The 23,249-nt window shown below is 43.3% G+C and carries 22 protein-coding genes; 9 read left to right on the forward strand and 13 right to left on the reverse strand.

Features of this window, described 5'->3' with window-relative positions; genetic code table 11:
• Nucleotides 1-41: 41 nt before the first annotated feature.
• On the forward strand, nt 42-362 hold the full coding sequence (locus tag GTW09_RS13060) for a putative signal transducing protein (protein ID WP_100972809.1): 321 nt from the start codon (nt 42-44) through the stop codon (nt 360-362).
• 26 nt (nt 363-388) lie between these two features.
• Here the strand turns inward: GTW09_RS13060 and ruvX are convergent, their stop codons facing one another.
• From ruvX to GTW09_RS13085, 5 genes are all read right to left on the reverse strand, one after another.
• Nucleotides 389-844, reverse strand: a complete 456-nt coding sequence (gene ruvX, locus GTW09_RS13065) for a Holliday junction resolvase RuvX (protein ID WP_163112242.1) — start codon at nt 842-844, stop codon at nt 389-391.
• On the reverse strand, nt 837-1,403 hold the full coding sequence (locus tag GTW09_RS13070; RefSeq protein WP_163112243.1) for a YqgE/AlgH family protein: 567 nt from the start codon (nt 1,401-1,403) through the stop codon (nt 837-839). Before GTW09_RS13070 ends, ruvX begins: the two co-directional genes overlap by 8 nt.
• A gap of 41 nt (nt 1,404-1,444) precedes the next feature.
• Complete coding sequence (gshB, locus tag GTW09_RS13075; protein WP_163112244.1) at nt 1,445-2,398, reverse strand: glutathione synthase; 954 nt, start codon at nt 2,396-2,398, stop codon at nt 1,445-1,447.
• A gap of 128 nt (nt 2,399-2,526) precedes the next feature.
• Nucleotides 2,527-3,255 (reverse strand): 16S rRNA (uracil(1498)-N(3))-methyltransferase, encoded by a 729-nt coding sequence (locus GTW09_RS13080; protein ID WP_071980404.1) that lies wholly within the window; start codon nt 3,253-3,255, stop codon nt 2,527-2,529.
• Nucleotides 3,256-3,427: 172 nt separating this feature from the next.
• Nucleotides 3,428-3,700, reverse strand: a complete 273-nt coding sequence (locus GTW09_RS13085) for a hypothetical protein (protein ID WP_163112245.1) — start codon at nt 3,698-3,700, stop codon at nt 3,428-3,430.
• Nucleotides 3,701-4,252: 552 nt separating this feature from the next.
• Between GTW09_RS13085 and GTW09_RS13090 the strand changes: the two genes are divergently transcribed.
• Nucleotides 4,253-5,095: a mechanosensitive ion channel family protein gene (locus GTW09_RS13090; protein WP_163112246.1), complete on the forward strand. Its 843-nt coding sequence runs from the start codon at nt 4,253-4,255 to the stop codon at nt 5,093-5,095.
• 78 nt (nt 5,096-5,173) lie between these two features.
• Here GTW09_RS13090 and GTW09_RS13095 read toward each other — a convergent pair whose 3' ends face one another.
• A complete protein-coding gene (locus GTW09_RS13095; RefSeq protein ID WP_163112247.1) occupies nt 5,174-5,971 on the reverse strand; it encodes a M48 family metallopeptidase in 798 nt (265 codons plus the stop codon).
• Nucleotides 5,972-6,219: 248 nt separating this feature from the next.
• Nucleotides 6,220-6,414 (reverse strand): hypothetical protein, encoded by a 195-nt coding sequence (locus GTW09_RS17485; RefSeq protein WP_203565759.1) that lies wholly within the window; start codon nt 6,412-6,414, stop codon nt 6,220-6,222.
• On the opposite strand from GTW09_RS17485, the gene GTW09_RS13100 reads away from it, so the two are divergent.
• The 4 genes from GTW09_RS13100 (at nt 6,392) to prsR (ending at nt 13,514) form a co-directional block, all read left to right on the forward strand.
• Nucleotides 6,392-8,194: a choice-of-anchor I family protein gene (locus tag GTW09_RS13100; RefSeq protein WP_163112248.1), complete on the forward strand. Its 1,803-nt coding sequence runs from the start codon at nt 6,392-6,394 to the stop codon at nt 8,192-8,194. The genes GTW09_RS17485 and GTW09_RS13100 overlap by 23 nt on opposite strands.
• Before the next feature lie 387 nt (nt 8,195-8,581).
• On the forward strand, nt 8,582-9,706 hold the full coding sequence (locus tag GTW09_RS13105) for a beta-ketoacyl-ACP synthase III (protein WP_163112249.1): 1,125 nt from the start codon (nt 8,582-8,584) through the stop codon (nt 9,704-9,706).
• 79 nt (nt 9,707-9,785) lie between these two features.
• Complete coding sequence (gene prsK, locus GTW09_RS13110; protein ID WP_163112250.1) at nt 9,786-11,822, forward strand: XrtA/PEP-CTERM system histidine kinase PrsK; 2,037 nt, start codon at nt 9,786-9,788, stop codon at nt 11,820-11,822.
• A 330-nt stretch (nt 11,823-12,152) separates the two neighbouring features.
• Nucleotides 12,153-13,514, forward strand: coding sequence for a PEP-CTERM-box response regulator transcription factor (prsR, locus tag GTW09_RS13115; RefSeq protein WP_100972799.1), 1,362 nt, complete (start codon nt 12,153-12,155; stop codon nt 13,512-13,514).
• Between the two features lie 66 nt (nt 13,515-13,580).
• Here the strand turns inward: prsR and GTW09_RS13120 are convergent, their stop codons facing one another.
• The 5 genes from GTW09_RS13120 to GTW09_RS13140 all read right to left on the reverse strand — a co-directional run bounded on the left by GTW09_RS13120 (nt 13,581) and on the right by GTW09_RS13140 (nt 18,209).
• Nucleotides 13,581-14,006: a hypothetical protein gene (locus tag GTW09_RS13120; protein WP_071980395.1), complete on the reverse strand. Its 426-nt coding sequence runs from the start codon at nt 14,004-14,006 to the stop codon at nt 13,581-13,583.
• 215 nt (nt 14,007-14,221) lie between these two features.
• Nucleotides 14,222-14,548, reverse strand: a complete 327-nt coding sequence (locus tag GTW09_RS13125; protein WP_163112251.1) for a hypothetical protein — start codon at nt 14,546-14,548, stop codon at nt 14,222-14,224.
• A gap of 4 nt (nt 14,549-14,552) precedes the next feature.
• Nucleotides 14,553-16,685: a diguanylate cyclase gene (locus GTW09_RS13130; protein ID WP_338024959.1), complete on the reverse strand. Its 2,133-nt coding sequence runs from the start codon at nt 16,683-16,685 to the stop codon at nt 14,553-14,555.
• 341 nt (nt 16,686-17,026) lie between these two features.
• Entirely contained in the window at nt 17,027-17,554 is a 528-nt protein-coding gene (locus tag GTW09_RS13135) for a hypothetical protein (protein WP_163112252.1), read from the reverse strand.
• A complete protein-coding gene (locus GTW09_RS13140) occupies nt 17,514-18,209 on the reverse strand; it encodes an AAA family ATPase (protein WP_100972796.1) in 696 nt (231 codons plus the stop codon). Before GTW09_RS13140 ends, GTW09_RS13135 begins: the two co-directional genes overlap by 41 nt.
• 311 nt (nt 18,210-18,520) lie before the next feature.
• Here GTW09_RS13140 and GTW09_RS13145 point away from each other — a divergent pair, with 311 nt between their 5' ends.
• Nucleotides 18,521-19,261, forward strand: coding sequence for a glutathione peroxidase (locus tag GTW09_RS13145; protein ID WP_071980391.1), 741 nt, complete (start codon nt 18,521-18,523; stop codon nt 19,259-19,261).
• A gap of 194 nt (nt 19,262-19,455) precedes the next feature.
• Entirely contained in the window at nt 19,456-20,421 is a 966-nt protein-coding gene (locus tag GTW09_RS13150; RefSeq protein ID WP_239059393.1) for an alpha/beta hydrolase, read from the forward strand.
• Nucleotides 20,422-20,450: 29 nt separating this feature from the next.
• On the opposite strand, the gene GTW09_RS13155 is transcribed toward GTW09_RS13150, so the two are convergent.
• Nucleotides 20,451-21,704, reverse strand: coding sequence for a dipeptidase (locus GTW09_RS13155; protein WP_163112253.1), 1,254 nt, complete (start codon nt 21,702-21,704; stop codon nt 20,451-20,453).
• 379 nt (nt 21,705-22,083) lie between these two features.
• Between GTW09_RS13155 and GTW09_RS13160 the strand changes: the two genes are divergently transcribed.
• Entirely contained in the window at nt 22,084-22,860 is a 777-nt protein-coding gene (locus GTW09_RS13160) for a SapC family protein (protein WP_100972795.1), read from the forward strand.
• Nucleotides 22,861-23,249 lie beyond the last annotated feature (389 nt).

Consider the following 23,249-nt stretch of genomic DNA (forward strand, 5'->3'; position numbering starts at 1 on the left):
CACGGGTAGCTTACTGTAAAAGACTGTTAGGGAATGAACGCTTGAAAAAACTGTTTGCCTCAGAAGATGCCTTTGAGCTTCAAGCCATTCGCAGTGAGCTTGATGCACTGGCCATCCCCTATATGGTAAAAAATGAGTTCGCAGGTGGCGCGCTTGGTGAATTACCTTGGCAAGAAGCACAGCAAGAATTATGGCTAGTAGATGAAACATGGTTCAATCGTGCATCTAAAGTGGTTAATGCGTTTGAAAGTAAGCTCAAACCCACCGCGGAAAGTGATAGGAACGAATGGACATGCAGTGAGTGTGGCGAAGAAAATGGCGGCGCATTTGAAGTATGCTGGCAATGTAGCAAGGCCCGATAGTCTATCAGCAGTCTATCAGCAGTCTATCAGCTGAAGGCGTTTTCAACCCAGCTGGTGAAAATGACGCATGCCGAAACGCTGTCTACCTTATCCTTAGTCAACTTTTTGTACCCACCCAGTTCAAATAGCATGGCTTTGGCGTCTGTCGTGGTTAAACGCTCGTCACATAACTCTACATTCACTTTAAAGCGACCATGTAAACGGTTAGCAAATTTACGAGCACGCTGCGTCATCTCTTGCTCAGTGCCGTCCATGTTAAGCGGTAGTCCCACAACGACAGCGTGAGGAAGCCATTCAGCGTATAGTTTTTCAATCAGGCTCCAATCGGGAATGCCATCTCGCGCTTTCAATGCTGAAAGCGGTGATGCGGTGCCTGTGATCTCTTGGCCTACCGCCACACCAATGCTTTTGGTTCCGAAGTCGAAGGCCAGAACCGTTCGGTTTCCAATGTGTTCTTGAGAGTTACCTTGAGATTTATGCATGGCCAGAACCAGGCGCTAACTGCCATACATCAACGCCTAACTTGTTCACCGTAGCCTGCCATTTTTTGTGAATTGGCGTATGAAATAGTATATCTTCGTCGGCTTCAATGGTAAGCCACGCGTTTTCCTGCATTTCTTGTTCAAGCTGGCCTTTAGACCAGCCAGCAAAGCCCAACGCTATGATGACGTCATCTGGACCTTCATCGTTGCCAATTGCCGTTAGAATATCTTTCGATGTGGTTACCATAATGCCCGGCGCTAGCGCGAGGCTAGAGGCCCATCCCTTTTGCGTAGAATGCAGTACAAAGCCTCTTTCTTGGCTTACTGGACCGCCTGCTAGAACAATTTGTTCCGCTTTGTCTGCAGAAACATCAAGCTCTTTATCCGTTTGCTCAAGTAACTGCTTTACATTCATTGTTGAGGGTTGATTGACAACAATACCCATTGCGCCATCGGCGTCGTGCTCGCACACATAAATGAGGGAGCGAGAAAAGTAAGGATCGTCTAGGCTTGGCATGGCTACCAAAAAATGATTTTTTAAACTCTTTAATTCCGTCATATTTTCTCAGTCTTGCTACATCGGTATTGTTTCAATACGCCCTAGTTATGTGCCAATCTCTTTTCAATGGCTTCAAATAGTTTTTCCATAATATTAATTTCAAAGTGTGCTTCAATTTCTCGAACACACGTTGGGCTTGTAATATTTATTTCGGTTATTTTATTACCTATCACGTCTAAGCCAACGAACAATATATTATTTTCTTTCAAGGTTGGCGCAATTGCTTCGGCTAATGCTTTATCAGACTCTGAAATTGCCTGAGGGCGGCCTGTTCCGCCTGCTGCAAGATTACCTCTAGTTTCCCCTTTAGTTGGAAGACGAGCTAAGCAGTAAGGCATAACTTCACCATCAACGATGAGCACCCGCTTGTCTCCGTCTTTAATCTCAGGCAGATACTCTTGAACCATCATATATCGTGTGCCAAGTTGGGTGAGGGTTTCTATAATCACACCAAGATTATTACCGTCTGGTTTTACTCTGAATATAGAAGCGCCGCCCATTCCATCAAGTGGCTTACAAATTATATCTTTGTATTTTGCGTGAAATTCTCGAATAGGTACTTGGTTATTAGCTACAAGCGTGGCAGGGATGTGCTCAGGGAAATACGATGTAAAAAGCTTTTCATTATAATCGCGCAGAGCCTGCGGATTATTGACTACCAATGCTCCGGCGTCTTGGGCTAGTGATAGCATTTGTGTAGCATAAAGAAACTCGCTGTCGAAAGGCGGATCTTTTCTCATCAGCAGTACGTCAATATCACCAAGGTGAACTGTATTTGTTTCGGTTATTTCATAAAAGTCGGTTGGTTGATCTTTGACTAATACTGTTTTTGCCACCCCCATAGGTTTACCGTTTTCTAGATAGAGATCTTTCAACTCAAAGTATACGACCTTAGCACCCCGGCGCTGTGCTTCCAGCATCATTGCGAGGCTTGTATCTTTATGTGGAGTTATCGCCTCGATTGGGTCCATTATTACGCCAACAGTGTATTGCATAGAGTTCTCGCTTGAATTAACGGTAAATAAGTAAATAGCAATAATACCCCATATGTTGGGGCGTTTTAGCATAGTATCAAGTTACGTTAAGTATTTCAGTTGGGGCTTTTTAGGTTGGCCAGACCTCACTAAAAGTCACCGTGCAACGACTGTAGGATACTTAATGAAGTAATGGCCGCTGTTTCTGTTCTCAGTATACGGGGACCAAGACTGACAGAAATATACCCATTTTCATTTGCTTGGTGTATTTCGGAATCTGATAGCCCACCCTCAGGCCCAATAAGTAATCGATACCCTTGTGTATTATAAGGCTGTCGAGCTAAAGGCTGAGTTGCGCCAGGAGCAAGTACCAGTCGAGAGGTTGACGTGGAATGAGAAAGCCATTGCCCTATAGATACAGGTTCATTTAGCTTGGGAATAACGTTACGACCGCTTTGTTCACAAGCCCCAATAATGATTTTTTGCCATTGTTGTAATTTCTTTTCCCAACGAGCTGGGTCTAATTTAACTGCGCATCGCTCTGTGATGATTGGGGTAATTTCACTTACCCCTAATTCAACGCCCTTTTGAAGCACAGTGTCCATTCTGTCGCCTTTTGATACGCCTTGGCCCAAGTGCAGATGAAGGGGGGATTCGTTTGAGACAGACAAGCAAGCATCGATTTCCACAATGACCTTTTTGCGCTGAACATTAATAATAAGGCCGCTGTATTCATTACCATCGCCGTTAAATAAAACAATGGGGCGGTTTGCCTTCAACCGAAGTACAGTGGCCACGTGATGTGCAGCTTCTGGAGTTAATTCAAACTCTTGTTCTACGGTGATAGCGTTGGGGTAATAGACTCTTGGTATGCGCATGTGAAAAAAGACAAAAATTATTTAGCGCTATGATACGTGGGGAAGGGGCCGACTTGCAACGCTATCACTGCCGAAAAAATGGTACTGCCCTAATAGGCTACCAGTCAATCAGCGACAAACCCAGGTGATCAAACAAGTACTGAACAAGTATTAGGCAAGTACTAAACAAATACTAAATTACCTGTGCTGCTCGCGCTGGGCTTTGACCCGTGGGGGCACTGGAAACCTTTGACTCGTTAAGTGCTTTCGAGTCATTTGTGTCTACTGCTGGATAGTGCATTGCTGCGGAACGGTTAGCTTGAGGTGCTAGCTTTGATGACTCTGTCGCTTTTAAATCTGCTGAATTTGAATTTCTTGCATGCTTTGTGTGCCTGCCTTTGTCTGGACGTAAAGCGTAAATAAAAATTCCAGACACTACGACAAATAGGGTGGTTAAAAGCAGCATGAGAAAATCCTTCTTGTTGCATAAATTGCTAGGGCAGCAAACCCTTGAGTATAAAATAGTAAAAATTCTGTTTTTGCAGATGTTTACTATCCATGCATTGGTCGCAAATTTGGTTGCGTACCAAACACATCATCCATGAGACTTTAGTATAACGTCTGCAGCCAAAAAGTAATTGTTTTTTTAATCACATTTTTTAGTTCGCTTTACTGTCTAAAAATGCGTTGTCACGATCAATATGAAAATAACAAAGGAAGTATGAAAGCCAATACCTGATTCTCAACTGTAGTAAAAAGGTTATTAGATTTTTATGACAGGGAAATGACTACATAAAGTCGGAGTGGTTAAACAGCCCAGCTTTGCAACAACACTCTTCCCGATGCTTTTTCTTACTACTTTTGTATAGCTTTTAGCGAGGTTGTATTAGCTGAAAGCCGCGATGCACTTAGACTTTAGCGTAATTTTGAAAGGTTAATTAAGTTTAACTATTGGTGATATTTGTTTTTACTGATACCTTGATTTGCACAGTGACCATAAACTCAAAAAGGAAAAATTATGGAAGAACAACTCTCGCTCTTATCTGCAAGTGATATTGAAAGGTATATAAATGATTACGCAATTCCATGGGGTATTAATATCGCCATGGCTATTGCCATCTATGTTATTGGTCGAATTGTTGTAGGCCTGCTGCTTTCTGTTTTCAGACGTGTAATGGCAAAGTCTAAGTACGACGATATGTTGGTCGATTTCTTAGAAGCAATTATCAGCGCCGTTTTGATGCTATTTGTTATCGTAGCATCGTTAGACCAATTAGGTGTTGATACAACGTCACTCGTTGCTATCTTGGGTGCTGCAGGTTTGGCTATTGGCTTGTCGCTGCAGGATTCACTGAAGAATTTCGCAGCGGGCGTTATGCTTCTTGTGTTTAAGCCGTTTAAAGCAGGTGATTTTGTTGAGGCAGGCGGTACATCAGGCTCAATCAAAAAGATCGGCATTTTCACGACCACAATGACGACTCCTGACAATAAAGAAATCATTGTGCCAAATGGAAATATCTACGGTGGCAATATCACTAACTATTCGGCAAAACCAACACGTCGTGTAGATATGGTAGTGGGTATTGGTTACGACGCAGACTTGTTAAAAGCAAAGAAAATTCTGCAAGAAATGGTAGAAGCTGACGACAGAATTCTGTCAGATCCTGCTCCTCAAGTAGCCGTGTCTGAGCTTGCCGACAGCAGTGTTAATTTTGTAGTTCGCCCGTGGGTTAATGCAGCAGATTTCTGGGGTGTTAAGTTTGACTTTACTGAAGCGGTTAAATTGCGTTTCGACCAAGAAGGCATCTCTATTCCATTCCCACAAATGGATGTTCACTTACACAAAACTGACAGTGAATAACATCACGCCAGTTGCGTAAACGAAAACGCCGCTTTCTTAAGCGGCGTTTTTTTGTCTCTAAAGCAAGGTCAGCACGCCTTACTTACAGTTTGGGCGGTTAGTCGTAGCTTGATAGTCAGCAAGCGCAGGACTCATGTTTGCTCGTAAGTCATTGATACGGGTTTGCGGAGCGGGGTGAGTGGATAGAAATTCCATTGGGCTATTACCGCCACTCGCTGCTTCCATATTTTGCCAGAGATTCACAGATTGGCGAGGATCGAAGCCAGATTTAGCCATAAGCTGCAGGCCAATTTCGTCTGCTTCCGACTCGTGAGTTCGACTAAATGGTAGCTGTACACCAACCTGCATACCCAACCCTATGGCTGCCATAATAGGGCCTGACTGAGGCACCTCATTCGCTGCTAATACTTGGCCTGCTGCCTGTGTACCCATGTTGATAAGCGTAGATTGTGACATTCGCTCGTTGCCGTGCTCGGCGATAACATGGCCTACTTCATGGCCGATAACCGCAGCGAGTTGATGCTGATTTTCTGCAACTTTTAAAAGGCCGGTGTAAACACCAATTTTGCCGCCAGGTAGCGCGAATGCATTGACCTGCTCATCGTCAAAAACAACCACTTCCCACTGACCATCAAACACTGAAGATGGCACCTGCGCAGTTATGGCATTTGCAATACATTTAACATAGCTATTTTGAACTTGTTTTGTAGACACCGTAAGTTCCTCTTTCATCCCTGAAAAAGCTTGCGCACCCATTTCTGTTAGCTGTGCGTCTGAAAACAACAGCACTTGATTTCTACCAGTAGGGGATGTGGCGCAAGAGGTTAGCGCAATAGTAGCGGCGACAACCGCCGATAGCGTGAATTTCAATTTCATTTTAAATCCTTGGTGTCTGAAAATTATTTAAGCATACCTGCATTTTAATCATGAATATAGCAACCTGATTGGTTGATTTATTCAGATACTTTGCTGCAACTTCGTTTACACATTATTTGGGGGCAAAAATGCAAGGAAAAGCCCGAAAAAAACGCCACAAAAAACGCCAAATAGAAGCTCGCTGTAAAGGCTTTGCCAAATTAATATTTGTGTCATAAACTGGCTTTAATTTATACATAGAAGTTAAATCAGTTTTCTGTTGTACTGTTGAGATACTGAATATAATACCAAGCCTGCTTATTGCCTACCTGCTTATAGCTTATATTAAGCGCCTCGCGGTAAATAAAGCGCAATGCACGCAGGAAGCGATATTTGTCTAGCAGTTCAACTTGAGATACCACAATAAAAAAGGAAATAAAGATGGCAGTGCGTAATAAATTCAAGTACGGGTTACTCGCTCTTTTAGTATCAGCATCATTAACCGGGTGTGGCCTCGATGGCGATGATGGTGAACAAGGCGAAACTGGTGCTCAGGGTCCTCAAGGTGAACAGGGTACCCCTGGAGCAGATGGATCTGATGGTACCGATGCATCTATTGGGATTGAACTGGATGTTGTAGGTCGAGCTTTCCTTGGTAATCAAGGTGCGGCTGAAATTGTTCAGTATCATGTAGCCACTCAAACGATTTACGCGACTAACACGGGAACAAATACCATTGCGGTTATCCCTGCCGGAAACCTTACCTCTGCTGTATTAGCCGACCCAATCAACACCATTAATCTTACTCCTTCAACTATTACGTTACCTGCTGACATTAACGGTGCAGTGCTAGGCGGCGTCAACAGTATTGCCGTTAATGGCGATCTAATGGCGGTAGCCGTAGCTGCAGATGTAAAAACGGACAACGGGTTTGTGCTTTTTTATAGCGGTCTTGACGCTGGTGCAGCAACTTTCTTAGATTCAGTAGAAGTAGGTGCTCTGCCTGACATGGTTACCTTCACGCCAGATGGCGGTAAGGTATTGGTTGCTAACGAAGGTGAGCCTTCAGATGATTACACTGTGGACCCAGTGGGTTCTGTGTCTGTTATCAACATTTTAGCTAGCGGCGAGCCTGAAGAAACAGGCACAACAGTTGGCTTTAGCGCTTTCAACGATGCTCAAGCAGACCTCATGTCTCAAGGCATGATGTTTCCTAATCCGTCAGGTCGTACAATAAATGGCACTGCCATTACTACTACAGTCGCTCAGGATTTAGAGCCTGAATATATTGCGGCTACCAACGACGTGGCCTACGTAAGTTTGCAAGAAAATAACGGGTTAGCTGTTATCGACTTAGAAGAACTGACAGTTGATGTAGTTGGCTTAGGCACAAAAGCATGGGCTAACTTTGATATTGATATCCAAGAAAATGATTCAGTGAGTTTTGGTCAGTACACTGGTTTGTATGGCGTTTATCAGCCAGATAGTATGGCTGCATTCTCATGGAAAGACGCAACGTTTTTAGTAACCGCTAATGAAGGCGATGCTCGCGAATATTTCTTTGACGTAGCAGATGAGGCTGCGTGTACTGCCGCTGGTGGTGTGGAATTTGATGAAGACAACGGTTGTTTAGCCTACACGGACGAGGTGAAAGTAGAAGACTTAACGGCTGCACCAAACTCTGAATTAGCCATGCTACAGGCAACGGGGGAAGCGGACGACTTACGTGTAACATCTGCCATGGGAGATGCTGATGGTAATGGCGAATACGATGCTGCGTATGCCTACGGTGCTCGCTCGTTCACTATTTGGGATCAAAATGGGCTTGTAGTATACGACTCAGGTGATGATTTCGAGCGTATTACTGCATCTGTTCACGGTGTTCAGTTCAACAATGATAACGACGTAAACGAAGGTGACTCTCGCTCGGAAAATAAAGGGCCTGAGCCAGAAGCTATCACGGTGGGTCAAATTGGCGATCGCACCTACGCATTTATTGGTTTAGAGCGTATGGGTGGAATTTTTGTCTATGACGTTACCAATCCTTACGATGTTCAGTTCACAGAGTATGTGTTTAACCGAGATCTAACAGACGGGCTAACTGCAGACGATATTATCGGTGACCTTGCCCCAGAAAGTCTGGTTTTCGTTAGCGCTGAAGACAGCCCAAGCGGAGAAGCGTTGCTTATTGTTGGCAATGAAGTAAGTGGCACAGTGTCAGTTTGGCAAATCAGCCAGTTGTAAATTTCGATGTACTTGTAATAGCCTCTAAAGAAGCTCGCTGTTAAGCGAGCTTTTTTATTTGGCGCGATGTAGCGCTGCTTTCCTCTGTTTATTACAGGGCCTTTATCCCCGCCCCAAAAGGTTGATGCAATACAATTCACAGAGTTTGCTCTATATCACAGAATAGTTACAGGGCGAGTGTATTGAGGTAAGCTATAACAAAAGATACGGTGTAACTTAAATCGCTATCGGATTGTTATATTAAAGACTTGCCTAATTCGAATATTCAAAGTGTTTATTCTGTCTTTAATGTTGGTCTAATGGCAATGGCCGTCATAAAGGTGTTCAGCAGACCTTTTATTTGCGTTTGCATGCCTTTGGTTACCATATAATTAGAAGAGTATTACTATGTCTCAGCAAGTCGTTATCAGTGGCGTTGGTGTCTGGCACCCCGAAGAGAGCATAACCAATGAAGAGTTGGTGGCGAGTTATAATTCATACGTCGATAGTTTCAACGATAAAAACAAAGAAGAAATAGAGAAAGGCGAAGTAGTGGCGATGCCGTACTCAAGTGCGGAGTTTATTGAAAAAGCTTCTGGGATCAAAAGTCGTTATATCTACAAGAAAGATGGTGCGTTAGATATAAACCGAATGAAGCCTAAAATTTCTCCGCGAGGCGACGATGAACTTTCTCATCAAGCAGAAATAGCGGTAGAAGCAGCACGTTTGGCACTGAGCGCGGCTAAAGTAAGCGCTGAGGATATTGATGCCGTTATTGTTTCTTGTGCTTACACGCAAAGGGCCTATCCAGCCATTGCTATTGAAGTTCAAGAGGCCTTGAATATAGAAGGCTTCGGCTTTGATATGCTTGTAGCTTGCTCGGCGGCAACGTTTGGGATGCATAGAGCGTTTGAAATGCTTAGCGCTGGAAACGCGTCTCGAGTACTTGTGATCAACCCAGAATTAGTGTCACCGCAAATCAATTATACGGATCGCGACAGCCACTTTATTTTCGGTGATGTAGCGACAGCAACTGTGATGGAGTTGGCTGACACAGCGAAGAGTGAACATGTTTACGACGTGTTGAGCACAAAAGCGGTAACTAAATTTTCCAACAATATTCGTTCAAATTTTGGTTACTTAACCCGCGCGGAAGACGTTGATCCGTATGGTGTCGATAAGCTATTTCATCAGGCTGGGCGCAAGGTGTTCAAAGAGGTGTGTCCTATGGCGGCAAGTCATATTGAAGAGCATCTCGCTAGACATGACATTTCACCTGCTGATGTAAGGCGCTGGTGGCTTCACCAAGCGAACATCAATATGAACACGCTAATTTGTAAACGCCTGCTTGGTCGTGATGCAACTGAACAAGAAGCGCCGATTGTACTTAATGAATACGCGAATACAGCATCGGCGGGCTCAGTGATAGCGTTTGGTTTAAATCACGAAGACCTTGTTTCAGGCGATCTAGGCGTGCTGTGTTCTTTTGGAGCAGGTTACTCCATTGGCTCGCTAGTGGTGAAAAAGCGTTAGACGTTGTGTGAAGGGGGCTTATTGAGAGCGCCCACAAGACCGTAAAAAAATTATTATTCACTAGGACGAATGCAACTAAATGGTTTCAGACTTAGGGTACGGGCTTAACAGCTTAGCGCATCTTGCACTGCTACTTTTATTGTTGACGGTAAGGAAACCAGGCGTAGCAAAGCACTTACTTGTGCTTGCTACTGCTACCACGGTTATTTGGTCAACAAGCTTGATCACGCTGCTTTTTGGACCTATTTCATTAAGTTGGTTACTTACTGTTGATATTGTGAAGCAACTAGCGTGGTTGCTATTTCTCGCAAGCTGTATTCAAACTAATTTTCAAAGCCTTCACCACGTTCTAAGGCGTCCGACAACGTTAATGATATTGGCTCCGGCCTGTTTTGCACTGGCTTCTCCTTATTTTTTTGCTGCCAATCCTGCGTGGAGCTTTTTAACACTAATAGTGCTGTCTCTTGAGGTACTGGTGCTGTTAGAAGTAGTTTATAGACAGGCGGGAAGAGAACAGTGGGCATTTAAACCGCTTATTATCTATCTTGGCGCTGCAAATGTGTTTGAGTTTGTAACCTACGCTAATGCCACTATGGTTAATCAAGTGGAAGTTGGCTATATCGCAGCTCGTGGTTATATTTATTTTCTTCTTATGCCGCTTCTGGTTATTTCAATTCGCCGTATTCATCACTGGGGAATCGATATTTTTATATCTCGAGACGTGGTGTTGCACAGTTCATTGCTCCTTGTTGCTGGTGGCTATTTGTTCGTTATGGCTGTTATTGGCTACGCTATTAACTTTGTTGGAGGTAGTTGGGGAGCAACAGTACAAATCATACTTGTGGTGATGTCATTTGCGCTTCTTGCCACTGTCTTCTTATCGAATGCTTTTAGAACCAAGATAAAAATCTTTATTACTAAGCACTTCTTTGCCAATCAATACGACTACCGTGTTGAATGGGTAAAACTCACTAAATGGCTGACTCGTTCGGGAGAGAGCACTTCAGATGTTTATCACGCAGGACTAACCGGCTTACTAAATGCAGTTCAGTACGACTCAGGTTTGCTTTTCAAGGTCTCAAAAAGTGGTATTGAATGCATCGCTAAAGCATCGCAGCTTAGCCATGCTGAGATTGATGAAAAGCAAATCAGTATGCTCAACAAGCTGGTTGAATATAGCGGTGAGAACGGCTGGATTATCGATACCGATGCCTACCTTGTTAAGCCCTTTGACTACGAAGGGTTGAAACTAGACAGAGAGGTGCTAAAGCAATGGAATTACCAACTTTTTATTCCTTTCATGCAGGATAACAACGTGTGGGGCTTTGCTGTATTAGCCGCTGGAGACAAAGAAAAAGTAACCCTGAATTGGGAGGTGAAAGACTACCTCAATGCAGTTTCAGAGCAAGTTGGAACTTTTATACAACATCATGAAGCTGCGCAGGTTGTGGCCGAAAATGCCCAATTTGCTGCCTTCAATCGCATGTCAGCATTTGTGCTCCACGACTTAAAAAATGTACTGGCTCAGGTTGACCTAATACTGGCTAATGCTCAGCAGCATAAACACAACCCCGAATTTATTGAAGACACCTTCGAAACACTTGAACATACTAAAGCGCGTATGGAAAAAATGTTAAAGCAGCTTACGGATAAAAAAGTTGTTGAGGACAGTGTTAACGATGAGCAGTATCTTTCTAGTGTTATTGATGAGGTAATAAAGCAGCGGTGTAGCTCATTAAGTCCAGTGCCTAAACTGCATCTAATGAAAGAAAGGTCTGTGGTGGTGGACAAAGAAAAAGTAGCGAATGTGCTCTATCACTTGATAAGTAATGCCCAGCAAGCCACGAGTGATGATGGCGAGATTGATGTGGTATTAAATGTAGATAGTGCGCAAAATACACAATTAGTGCTTATTGAAGACTCTGGCATAGGCATGGAAAAGTCATTCATAGAAGAGCGATTATTCAAACCTTTTGATACCACAAAAGGGAATGCAGGGATGGGTATTGGAGCCTACGATGCAAAAACATACCTAGAGTCTATAGGCGGTAAGCTAGTGGTAACAAGTGAAGTTGGAAAAGGTAGCTGTTTTACTCTTCATTTTCCAATAGTATAGCATTAAGCATTAAAGGTAATAGATACTCAAGGTTCAAGATATCAGCCATCAAAGTATCACGGATTAGAGGTGATAAACCTTGTGACGATTTGCATAACAGCGGTTCAAATATAGTGATTGCAGTGCTGAATTATACAATACAATGATACGGTGAACAGCTTACACAAGCTAGCGTACGGATTAACATAGAATGGCATACAGTGCAGAGCAATTTAGCGGAATTATGTAGCGGAGCTATGTACCGGAGCAATGCACCAGCGCCATGTAAGTATGCAGAGCACGATTATTACAGTCGCATCGGACAGTGAAGTAAAATAATAGGATGACATAATGACAGATACCATTTTGGTAGTAGATGATGATCTCGGTATCCAAAAACAACTTAAATGGAGTTTAACAGACTACACCGTCGTATTTGCCGATGATCATGCCTCAGCTATTGCGCAATTGCGTCGTCATGAGCCAAAAGTGGTTACCCTTGATTTAGGATTGCCGCCAGACCCTGCAAATGCATCAGAAGGCCTTAGAATTTTACATGACATTATTTCTCTTGCGCCTAGAACCAAGGTGATAGTTGTTACGGGGAACAGTGACAAACAAAATGCGCTAAAAGCAATCGATTTTGGCGCCTATGATTTTTATCAAAAGCCGATAGATTCAGACACAATCAAGCTGTTAGTTAATCGCGCGTTAAACTTAGCAAAACTAGAACATGAAAACGCTATTTTGGCCAGAACCAGAACAGGAATGTCTAGAATTGTTGGCAATAGTGAAGCTATACAAACTGTGGTTAGGCGCGCTGAGAAAATAGCTAACACAGATATTAGTACCTTGTTGCTTGGTGAAAGTGGAACCGGTAAGGAAGTTTTTGCTCGCAGCATTCACGAGCATAGCCCGCGTAAAGAAAAACCTTTTGTTGCCATAAACTGCGCCTCAATTCCAGAAAACCTTCTGGAAAGCGAATTGTTTGGCTACGAAAAAGGGGCGTTTACAGGCGCAAATAAAACCACCCTTGGTAAGATAGAAACCGCTCAGGGTGGCACCTTGTTTCTCGATGAAATAGGCGACATGCCTATTGGTTTACAGGCAAAAATGCTGCGTTTTCTGCAAGAGCGAGTTATCGAGCGGGTGGGCGGAAGAAGTGAAATACCCGTCGATATACGCGTGATCTGCGCGACTCACAGAGATTTGCAGGCCATGGTTGCAAACGAAAGCTTTCGAGAAGATTTGTATTATAGAGTAGGAGAAATGCCAATCGTCATACCGCCGCTTCGAGACCGCGACCAAGATATTATTTTATTGGCGCGGACATTTTTGAATATTTACCGCGAAGAGTTCAAATCGAAAGCAAAAAGCTTTTCAGAGTCTGCCGTCAATGCATTATTAGCCCATAAGTGGCCGGGTAATATTCGAGAGATGCAGAACAAGCTCAAGTCAGCAGTTATCATGGCAGAGGGGACGGTAATTCAGCCTGACGATTTAGGACTGTTGCCGGTAGATAGTGTTGACGAACCCACCACGTTAAATCTTCGAGAAGTAAGAGAAATAGCTGAAAGTAAAGCAATTAGACATGCCTATCAGAAAGCGGAGAAAAATATGTCAAAAACGGCGGAGCTTTTAGGTGTTACTCGCCCAACGCTTTATTCGTTGATTGATAAGTATCACATGGAAGATATAAAAAGCAGTGATTGATGGCGTAACTTAAGTGTTATTGTCGTTTGGTCGCTAAGGCCACCAAACGACATTAAAGCAGCGATTTTAGTCTTTCGTGTCACACTCGCTTACGTCACCACCCATTTTTTCTTTCATCTTAATGCAGGCTTCACGCAATTTTTTAGCAGTAGCATCTTTTAACTCTTCAGTTTTTGCTGCGCCTTCTTCCATCATATCAGCGCCCATTTCTTTGCCTTCTTCATAGGCATCAGAGGCTTTTTCTTTACCTTCTTCATACGCATCAGACGCCATACCTTTACCGTCTTCGTATGCTTCTTCCGCGCTGTCTTTGGCGTCATCCCAAGAGTCTGCGGCTTCTTCTTTCGCATCTTCATAGGTTTCAGCTGTGGCTTCACCTGCTTCTTCCATTTCTGACATGACTTCTTGTTTCGTGTCTTCTTTAGACTCTGAGCAGCCTGTTACGCCGAATATGCTGAGTAATAGCGCTAACGCAATCGTTTTTGTTTTCATGGTGAAACTCCATTTGCTGATTTGATCAATATGAATGAAGAGGTAAGTGAAGACTAACTTTACAAACAGCACCTATACGGTACATGCGAACACAGCCGAATCGAATCTTACGCTCAACATTTCGAGTCTAGCCTATATTTTCATCAAAGTATAAGGGGAAATAATTACTACCCTATAACGCGATATTTTGAGGTGCAGTTTAAGCGTGTTACGGGTCACCACGTCGGGCATTGGTTGTGGCCCAAAAACTTTACTTTAAGATGCAATACGTTGGGGCTTTTTTCCACAAATAGTAAAGTACCACATTGATTACAAACATGATGTGTTTCGCCACTGGCGGTGTGAAGCGTGTTAACCGTTGATGGGGCTGAGTCTATAATAACATGCTGCTTATCGGCTTCTAGCATCAGCGTATATTCATCATGTACATGCTCAGAAATGCTCTCTTCAGGCAAAGCCATTGGAGGTACAGGAGGCGACACTTTCACGGCATCAGACAATTCGAAGTTAACCGCTTGGCACTCACAATTTCCTTTATACATGTTATTACCCCGCTACTTCTTCAGGCCAATGAATACTGGCAATATTATTAAATGAGGTTGCTATTCTCGAGCTCGGAAAATCGAACTTTTTATCTAACGATGTCCGATTCGACGTCGTTGTATTATACGTCTCAATTACGCCAATCCAGCCATTTCTACCAGAAAGTTTTGCAGCGTAAAGTGCGTAATCCACCACTTCGAAAGTTCGCCGCCATGCGTTGTCGAAATTCACGATTTCATTAGGAGGAAGAATTGAAAACCCAATGCTACAGGTTACTTTTATTGTTTTGCTATCGCCGATATCAAATACATGGCTGGCAACTGTCTCTCGGCAACGCTCGGCAAGTTCTGGTAGTTCCTCGCGAGAGGAATGCCTACAAACCACGAGGAATTCCTCACCTCCCCAACGTATAATCAAGTCTGTATTTCTAAATACTTCTTTAAGAACGGCTGCAAAACCTTCTAAAACTTTGTCTCCCGCCAAGTGGCCAAAATCATCGTTAATACGTTTGAAATGATCAATATCGATAAGCAAGCACAAAAGGTCGTGTTTTCCAGACGTTGTCACGTTTTTGCTTATTTCTATCTGGCTGCGCTTAATTTCTTCGGGTAACTGTGACTCTAAATAATACCTGTTATAAAGCCCGGTGAGAGGGTCTCTTAAGCTGACGTGTTCGAGCGTTTTATATGCTCTTTCCAGCTCACTATTTTTGTCTTGAAGTGCCTCTGTTTGTAGCCTAACTTCACGGCGAAGTATGATAGTTTGTTGGCGCTCTTTAAATCGGCTCCACAACAAAAACATCATTAGCAGTACTGCCAGTGATGCACTCCAGAACAAGGTGTTTTTTAGTTTTTCTTTCTCTGCTTGGGCAATAACAAGCTGTTTAGATTCTTCTAGTCGTTCTAGCTCTTTAGATTGGCGAACAAGTTCAATTTCAGCTTGTAAGCCTTTCAATGCGTTTTGGTTTTCTGAGCTTAGCAAAGCCTCTCGAAGCTTCTGAATTACAGACTGAATATCTAACGCTTTTTGAAAATCGCCTAACGAAACGCTCGCGCTAAGCTGAATAGCTAAAAAGCGAAGTTGGCCTCGTAAATTTCCCTTTTCTCGGGCATCCGTTAATCCCTCGCTGGCGAAGGCTAGGGCAAGATCAAATTTTTGCTCTCTAAGATAATTTTGCGCTAGAGCTAATCGAACATCATTTACCAGACGAGTTTGCCCAGACTCGGCGGCAAAGCTCATTGCCTCTTGCAATAAACTTATTCCTCTTGGTTCATTTCCTGTTTCGATAAGAGCTCTTCCCAGCACTATTTTAGCTTCTGAAATGGCTCCAACATCATTTGTCGCCAAGAGCAAATCTAGGCCACCTGTGATGGAGCGAAGTGCCTTTTCTTTCTCATTATTTTTAAGTTGAAGCGCACCGAGCTTGGTTTTAATGATGCCCATTAACTGCTTATTAGCCGTATTGGAGATAGCAGAAAATGCGTCGTTGTAATAAGAAAGAGCTTGAGTATTTTGGTCTAGAAGGGCGTAAATATCGCCGATATGAGATAAGCATGCGCTCGAATCGGCGATAGAGTCATTATTGCGGAAGATGCCAAGGGCTTCTTTCAAAGGTACCAACGCTTGTTCTACCTCCCCTTGCTCTTTAAAAACGATACCCATCTCTAAGCTGATCTTAGCTTGCAGAAGCTTTTGCTTTTTCATTTGAGCAATAGACATGGCTCTTCGCAAGTAATCCTGAGCCGTCACATAGTTTGCAAGCTGCCGCTCAGATTGACCAAGATACAAAAGTGCTCGGGCAACTTCGGATAACTTTCCTTCTCGGGTATATGCTTCAAGGGCAGCATTTAATACTGCAATAGATGATTCAAAGCGGGATGACGTTTGCAACAGTTCCGCTAATGTAAAAAAGCCGGATGTGGGTGTTTCCTGTTGAAGTGCCGACTCAGCGAAAAGAAGTGCCTGACGGTCGGCATCTTCGTACTGTTTTGCATCTAGCAGACCTTGTATCACCTTTATTTCGGAAGCGTTGCTCTTTTCGGCGTATGCAGGCGAGGCTGTGACAAGATAAAGAGCAGCAACATTGAGAAACAGAGTCAAAACTAGCGTAAGCGCTGTGCGAATACCGAAAACCACGTTCGTCCTCCTGAGTTGCGTAGTAACTTCTCTTTATTAAGTAGGTGCAATGTAAGCCGCCGATGTGCCTCAATGCTCAATGACAGCGTCGGGTCTGAGTATGAACGATTTCGCGCACCGAAACTATATAAAGATACTCCTTTATTGGCACGTGCTGGCCTTTTTATGTTCGTGTAGGCTTGGAATTAGACCGTGAAGTTCAACACGTCTTTAGTTCATGCCTCTCGCTCGGATAATGTTGTATTAAGTAAATAAACAACCCATTTTCAAACTACTTTGTCTTAGGTATTCGCCCTTCAAGTCTAAGGTGTTCGCCGTTCAAATAGATGCTTTTCAGCAAGCTAGTTTTTTGAGTCTTTTATCACTCGGCGTTCTTCAAACTCTCTGGTTATCCATTTTCTAATAAGCGCTGATTTGGGTATTCCGCTGTCCTGTGAGAGCAACGAAAGCTGAGATATGCACTCTCGTGTTAGGGTAAAGGTAGCGTGACGCATGCCTAGATACGTATTTTTACCTTGAAAGATCTGCTTGTCAGTGTGCTGCGTTTCTTTGGCTGTTACTTTCTCATAAGCTTTCTCACCTGCTTTCGCATCTGGCTTTTGCTTCGTTTTTAACTGTCGTTGAGTATGGCCCTGTATGCTTGAAGACGATTCGTTTTGCACATAAGGTGCATCCACCGATTTTAAATGCACTGGGTGCGTGTCAGTGCTGCGACCTTCAATATGACGATGTTTAGCCTGTGCAATTTCCTCTTGCCCGAGTACTTGCACACCCGCTGCGTAGGAAATCGCATCGTCTATAAAAGCATCTACCGAATGAAGCGTTGTTTTAGCTGATGGCTTCGACTTTTTGAGGCTGAGTAAACTCATGCGAATCCTCCACTTTTCCAGCTAACAATTCTTCAAATAATGTTCTAATCTCGTGAGAGGCTTTACCTTCAGGCTCGCTTTCTATTACAGACTGGCCAGATTCTTCAGAATCGTCATACATATTGCGGCTGAATGTAACGGCGTTTAGCACTGGAATTCCAAATGAGCGACATACTTCTTTTGCTTCTAAAATTCGACCCGCTAGGCTTGGCAATGATGGGCACTGAGTAATAACGAAGGCCGCGTTCATTTTGGGGTTCACCATTTTGCACGTTGAAAGAATATCTTCCATGTGAGGTACAGTTTTCAGATCTCTGCGCTTTGGGCGCAACGGAATAAGAATATGATCAGCAACTGCCATAGAGGAGCGAAGCGCTAAATTATCTTGACCGCCACAGTCGATAACCACGTAATCGTAGTACTGCCTTAAGTTGAGTAACTCGTTACGTATTTTACCGTATAACTGAACGCAGTTTATTTCAGCAAGCCTTGGGTTAGCCTTTCTTTCTTGGATCCAATCAGAAGTGGTGCGTTGAGGATCGCAATCCACCATTAGCACGTTTGCGCCTTTTTCAGTGCGTAAATACACTGCTATATTCTGGGCTAAGCAACTTTTACCGCTACCACCTTTTTCACCGCCGACCAAAATAATCATGGTACCAACCCTCTAGTAAACTCTTAATAAACTGCTTTTACCAATATGCGCTTATCGGTTTGAAGTACGCTACGGGTAACCTATTTGCAATAGCATAGAACACTCCCAACATTGTTCAGCATCAAAAACGATATTTACGAATGTAGGTGAATACCTAATGGTGGCTTTAGACAACGTGGCAGCATTGTTAACGTGCTTACACCAGGTTTTAAAATCTCACTGTAGATAAGCGCTGCTTTTTATTGATTTGTGATTTAACACGCACTAGGCTTGTCGGTAATCAGTTAGTCTTTTTAAAAGTGAGGGAAGTTATGTCTGAGGGTCGTTTTAAATCCAAAGAAGGTGAAAAAGTACCAAGTGTTACGTTTCAATGCAGAGAAGGTGAGTCGTGGGTAACAAAAACCACAGAAGAAATCTTTGCTAACAAAAACGTAGTGGTATTTTCACTACCAGGGGCGTTCACACCTACATGTTCATCAACTCATTTACCTCGCTACAATGCACTTGCCAAGAAGTTTGCAAAGCATGGTATCGATGACATCGTGTGTATGTCGGTCAATGATACCTTTGTAATGAATGCATGGTCTGCAGACCAAGAAGCAGAAAATGTTACTGTTATTCCAGATGGTAATGGTGAGTTTACTGATGGCATGGGTATGTTAGTAGACAAAGCCGACCTGGGCTTTGGAAAGCGTAGCTGGCGTTATTCGATGTTAGTTAAGGACGGCGTAGTTGATAAAATGTTTATTGAGCCAGATGTGCCAGGAGACCCTTTTGAAGTCTCTGATGCCGATACTATGCTGTCCTATATTGCTCCTGATGAAGTTACAAATGCTCCGGTTGCTATTATCACAAAACCAGGTTGCCCATTCTGCACGAAAGCAAAAGCGTTACTTACTGAAAAAGGCTTTGATTACGAGGAGTTAGTGCTAGGTAAAGACGCAACGTTAACAAGCTTATCAGCAATTAGCGGCAGAGAAACTGTGCCTCAAATTTTCATTGGCGGTAAACACATTGGTGGTTCTGACGATCTCGAGGCGTACTTTAGCTAACAGACTTGTCGCTATGTTCTGAATACTCAACTCTAATCAGAACAACATACAGCGGGGCCGTGTTATCATGGCCCCGTTTTTTATTGCGCTTTTTCGAGATGTCTTATCACACATTTGTTTCATGGAGATTTACAGTGTTAACAAAACCAGGTTTTAAACTTTTTGCTGCTTTCTCATTGTTTTTTTCATCAACGATGGCAGTTGGTAATGAGGTAAATGAAGAGTTTAAACGTTTATATGAAGCAGAATGGGGACAAACGCAGCCCTGTCGTGAGACATCCTTAAACAAGTATGGCGTGTGTAGCAATGTGTTGCGAAATGAAGGGAATGCGCCTTTCATTATGCATAACAAACAAAGTGAGCGTGTAGCTGTACTGGTGCACGGGCTAAGTGATTCTCCGTTTTTTATGCGCGCTATTGCACAAATACTCTTTGATGAAGGTTTTTCTGTTGTAGTACCGCTACTGCCAGGGCATGGCTTGCGGGATGCCGGAGATAACATGTCCGATTGGGATCTAGCTGAGCGTTGGCAATTACACATAGACGACGTGATTTCGCTAGCCAGTACAATGGGCGAAACGCTTGTTGTTGGAGGATTTTCTACTGGCGGAGCGTTAGTTGTTGATAATCATTTTAAAAATGACGAGCGTATTGATGGTTTGATGCTATTTTCAGGTGCCTTGGCCTTATCTGATAACGCTGAAGGGATGTCGCGCATATGGGGGATTAAACTTCTTGCACTGATGATCGACGGCGCCTACGAAACTCACGGCCCCAACCCTTACAAATATCCCAATGTCGCAGGCTTTGCTGGTTTGGAGTTAATGGATATTATCAATGACATTCGGGATACTATCGACAATGGTCAGCAGCTTGATGTGCCGATATTTGCAGCTCATTCACAAGCAGATACAACAACGCCAATATATGGTGTCGAAAACCTGATAGAGCAAAGCAAAGGACCCAATACGTTTTTCGTCATCGATGAGTCCTATGAATTGTGTCATGCCGATTTGGTAGTTAACAAACCTTTGCTAGCGCAAATGAAGTTTAACGCCAATATGGTCAATAAGCAGGAAGATTGCGCGGTGCCCAAATCTAACCCACTGTTTCCTACCATGACACTCATGCTTATAGATTATCTATCGCAGTTTAAATAAGCTCTTGGCAAAGCGCTATAGAGGCGAAGCTAATGGCTTTTGGCGTAGTCTTCGACCTCTTGCCAAACGCGCAATAAGTTTCCGCTGAGGATTTTTTCGATATCCTCTCGGCTATAATCTCTGTCTAATAATCCTTGTACCAAATTTGGAAAACTTGCTACGTCTTTAAGTCCTATTGGAAGAGAATCACCAACGCCGTCATAATCTGAGCCTATACCCACGTGTTCAACACCAATGAGTTCTACAACATGATCGATATGATCAAGCACTTCATCAAGGGTTGAATAAGGATAGGGGACTTCTTTGCGATACTGAGCCTCAAAGTTTTCAAGTTTAGGGCTATCCTCGCCTTCTTCTTTTATCAACGCTTTGCGTGCGTTTGTTAGACCTGTACGCCACTGCCCGGCCTCTTTAGAAACAAAGCTAGAGCCAAAGTTAATCATGATCACACCGCCATTTTCACCTAGCTTTTTAATCATGTCATCATTCATATTACGCTCGAAGCCCGGCGTGAAACGGCGAAGGGACGAATGCGATGCAATAACGGGCACTTTGGTTAGTTCAACAACTTGATAAAAGGCGTCGTCAGATACATGTGAGATATCCAGCATAATGCCAATATTATTCATCTCGGTAACGAGCTGTTTACCGAAAGGGCTTAATCCCTTCCACTGTCGACGCAAGTCGTATGAAGAGTCTGAAATATGATTAGACTGACTGTGGGCAAGAGTTATATAGCGAATGCCACGCTCGTAGAAATCATTTAAGTTGTCGAGGTTGCCCTGAATAGGAGATCCGTTCTCCATTCCTAATGGAAGTGATATTACGCCTTTTTCGAAGTGAGACTTCACATCACTAGGGCTTCTAGCAATGGCGAATTTATCAGGTGCTCTTGCAACTATAGCCTCTACAGAGTCGATAAGTAGATGAGCTAATTGTGTAGATTCTGGAGAGTTATCTAAACTCGCTGGCACGTAAATACTCATAAAGGGGGCATTTAAGCCGCCTTCAACCGCTCTTGGATAATCAAAATCTCCATCTTCGGTAGCTTTAGTCACATCTACCCACTGGTTTTTCACTCTATAGGGCACATCAATATGACCGTCCACTATAATAGTCTCTCTAGCAATGGCTACCGCCTTTTCAGATGCACTGTATTGAGGCTGCTCCTGAGCAGCAGCGGCCAACGTGGCTTCACTCACTGTCCCTAACGTAAACAATGTCGTTAAAGCTAGTGCGCACTTTCTCTTTGAAAAGTGTGTTTTTATCAAGCGCCCCTTCATTTGTTATCCTTATTTTTGTTGTCATCATGTTCATTAGAAGATTAATGCATATCGGTTTGCGCTACAACGACTGCTTTTTTTAACGCCGAGAGCCAAAGTTCGAGCGAGCATATGACCTCAATTGCTCAATTTTAAAGCGGTTGTGAGCATTTACGTCAAGTTTACATTGCAATAAAAATTTAAAACTTGTTATTGTGGAGCCTGCGTGACTTCGGTGCACGAATACGGGATACTCCACAGCGCGATTAAGGTATATTCCCAGCGCTCAGCCGATAGGCAATGGCGATACGTCATCTGAACGGCACAACATCATTTTTTGTGGCTCCGCACTTATCAAAACAAAAGCAGGGGCCACCGTTAACAAGTATGAGAAATAAATATGGCTATTAATTTTGTACCGCTAGATAAAGAAAAGCATAAAGACCTGAAGGTTGCGGTAAATTCATCTTTCAGCTTCGCAAAAAATACTCACCTAGCAGCGGCAACGATCCGCGAGTTTGCTCAACTTGCAGCAACTATGCCTCTAGTTTTTATTGAAGATCCAACGTCTAAGCGCCACCACGTTGTGACTATGCTAGGCATGGAGCAGGGGCAAAACTTGTTTTTAACTGGCGACACGTGGAAGGGGCCGCATGTACCAATGAACATTATTCGTTACCCGTTTGACGTGCGTCCTGACGGTGACAAGTTAGGTGTTTACATTGATGAAGGTAGCGATCTAGTTTCTACCGGTGAAGGTCAAGCGTTATTCACTGAAGCTGGTGAGCCAAGTGAGTTCTTAGACGGCCGTCAGAAGTTCTTAGCAGACCTTGCGAACAGTGAAATGCTTACTCAGCGTTTTGTTGCCAAGGTAGTTGAGTTAGACCTTCTCGATCAAATCCAAATTCGCCTTACTTACCAAGACGGTAAGCAGCGCAATGTTACTGGCATGATGAGCATTAACGAGAAGAAGCTACTTGAGCTTCCAGAAGAACAAGTGATTGAACTTCATAAAGCTGGTTTCCTTGGCGCAATTTACGCTGTGATGATGTCGGTAGGTCAACTTAACCGTTTAGTTGAGCTATCAAACGATACAGAGAACCCTATTCGTAATATGCAGCTTTCAGCGGTTAAGCCTGAAGACCAAGCGGCCAGCGAAGAAGCGCCAACCGAATAATAGCGGTATTTCAGCGCAGCAAGTATAAAAGCCAAGCCCCGCTAGATAGCGGGGTTTTTAGTTCTACTAAGCCCAATCTAAAACAGCAGTGCAAAGATTTATAGTTAAGATTGAAACGCCCCAGTTTTGCCACACTCCCTGATGCAGTTCATCGATTAATTTTTTCGCGTCTTATTTCTTTTCCTTTCATTTTCCTCTTTTTTGCATGCCTTATCATACACTTCCTAAAACCACTGTATATAAAGCCAGTTTAAAGCCAGTGAATACGCGGCCTACACGCCATTTTTATACTTGACAGTGGGGAACATTGGTACCTAAACTGTAACCTAGTGGGTAAATGTGGCGAAATGTGGATCAAATCATCATCACTTTGCAAATTAGTACTCAAA

This window comes from Alteromonas hispanica, assembly GCF_010500915.1.
Classification (GTDB): Bacteria; Pseudomonadota; Gammaproteobacteria; order Enterobacterales; family Alteromonadaceae; genus Alteromonas; species Alteromonas hispanica.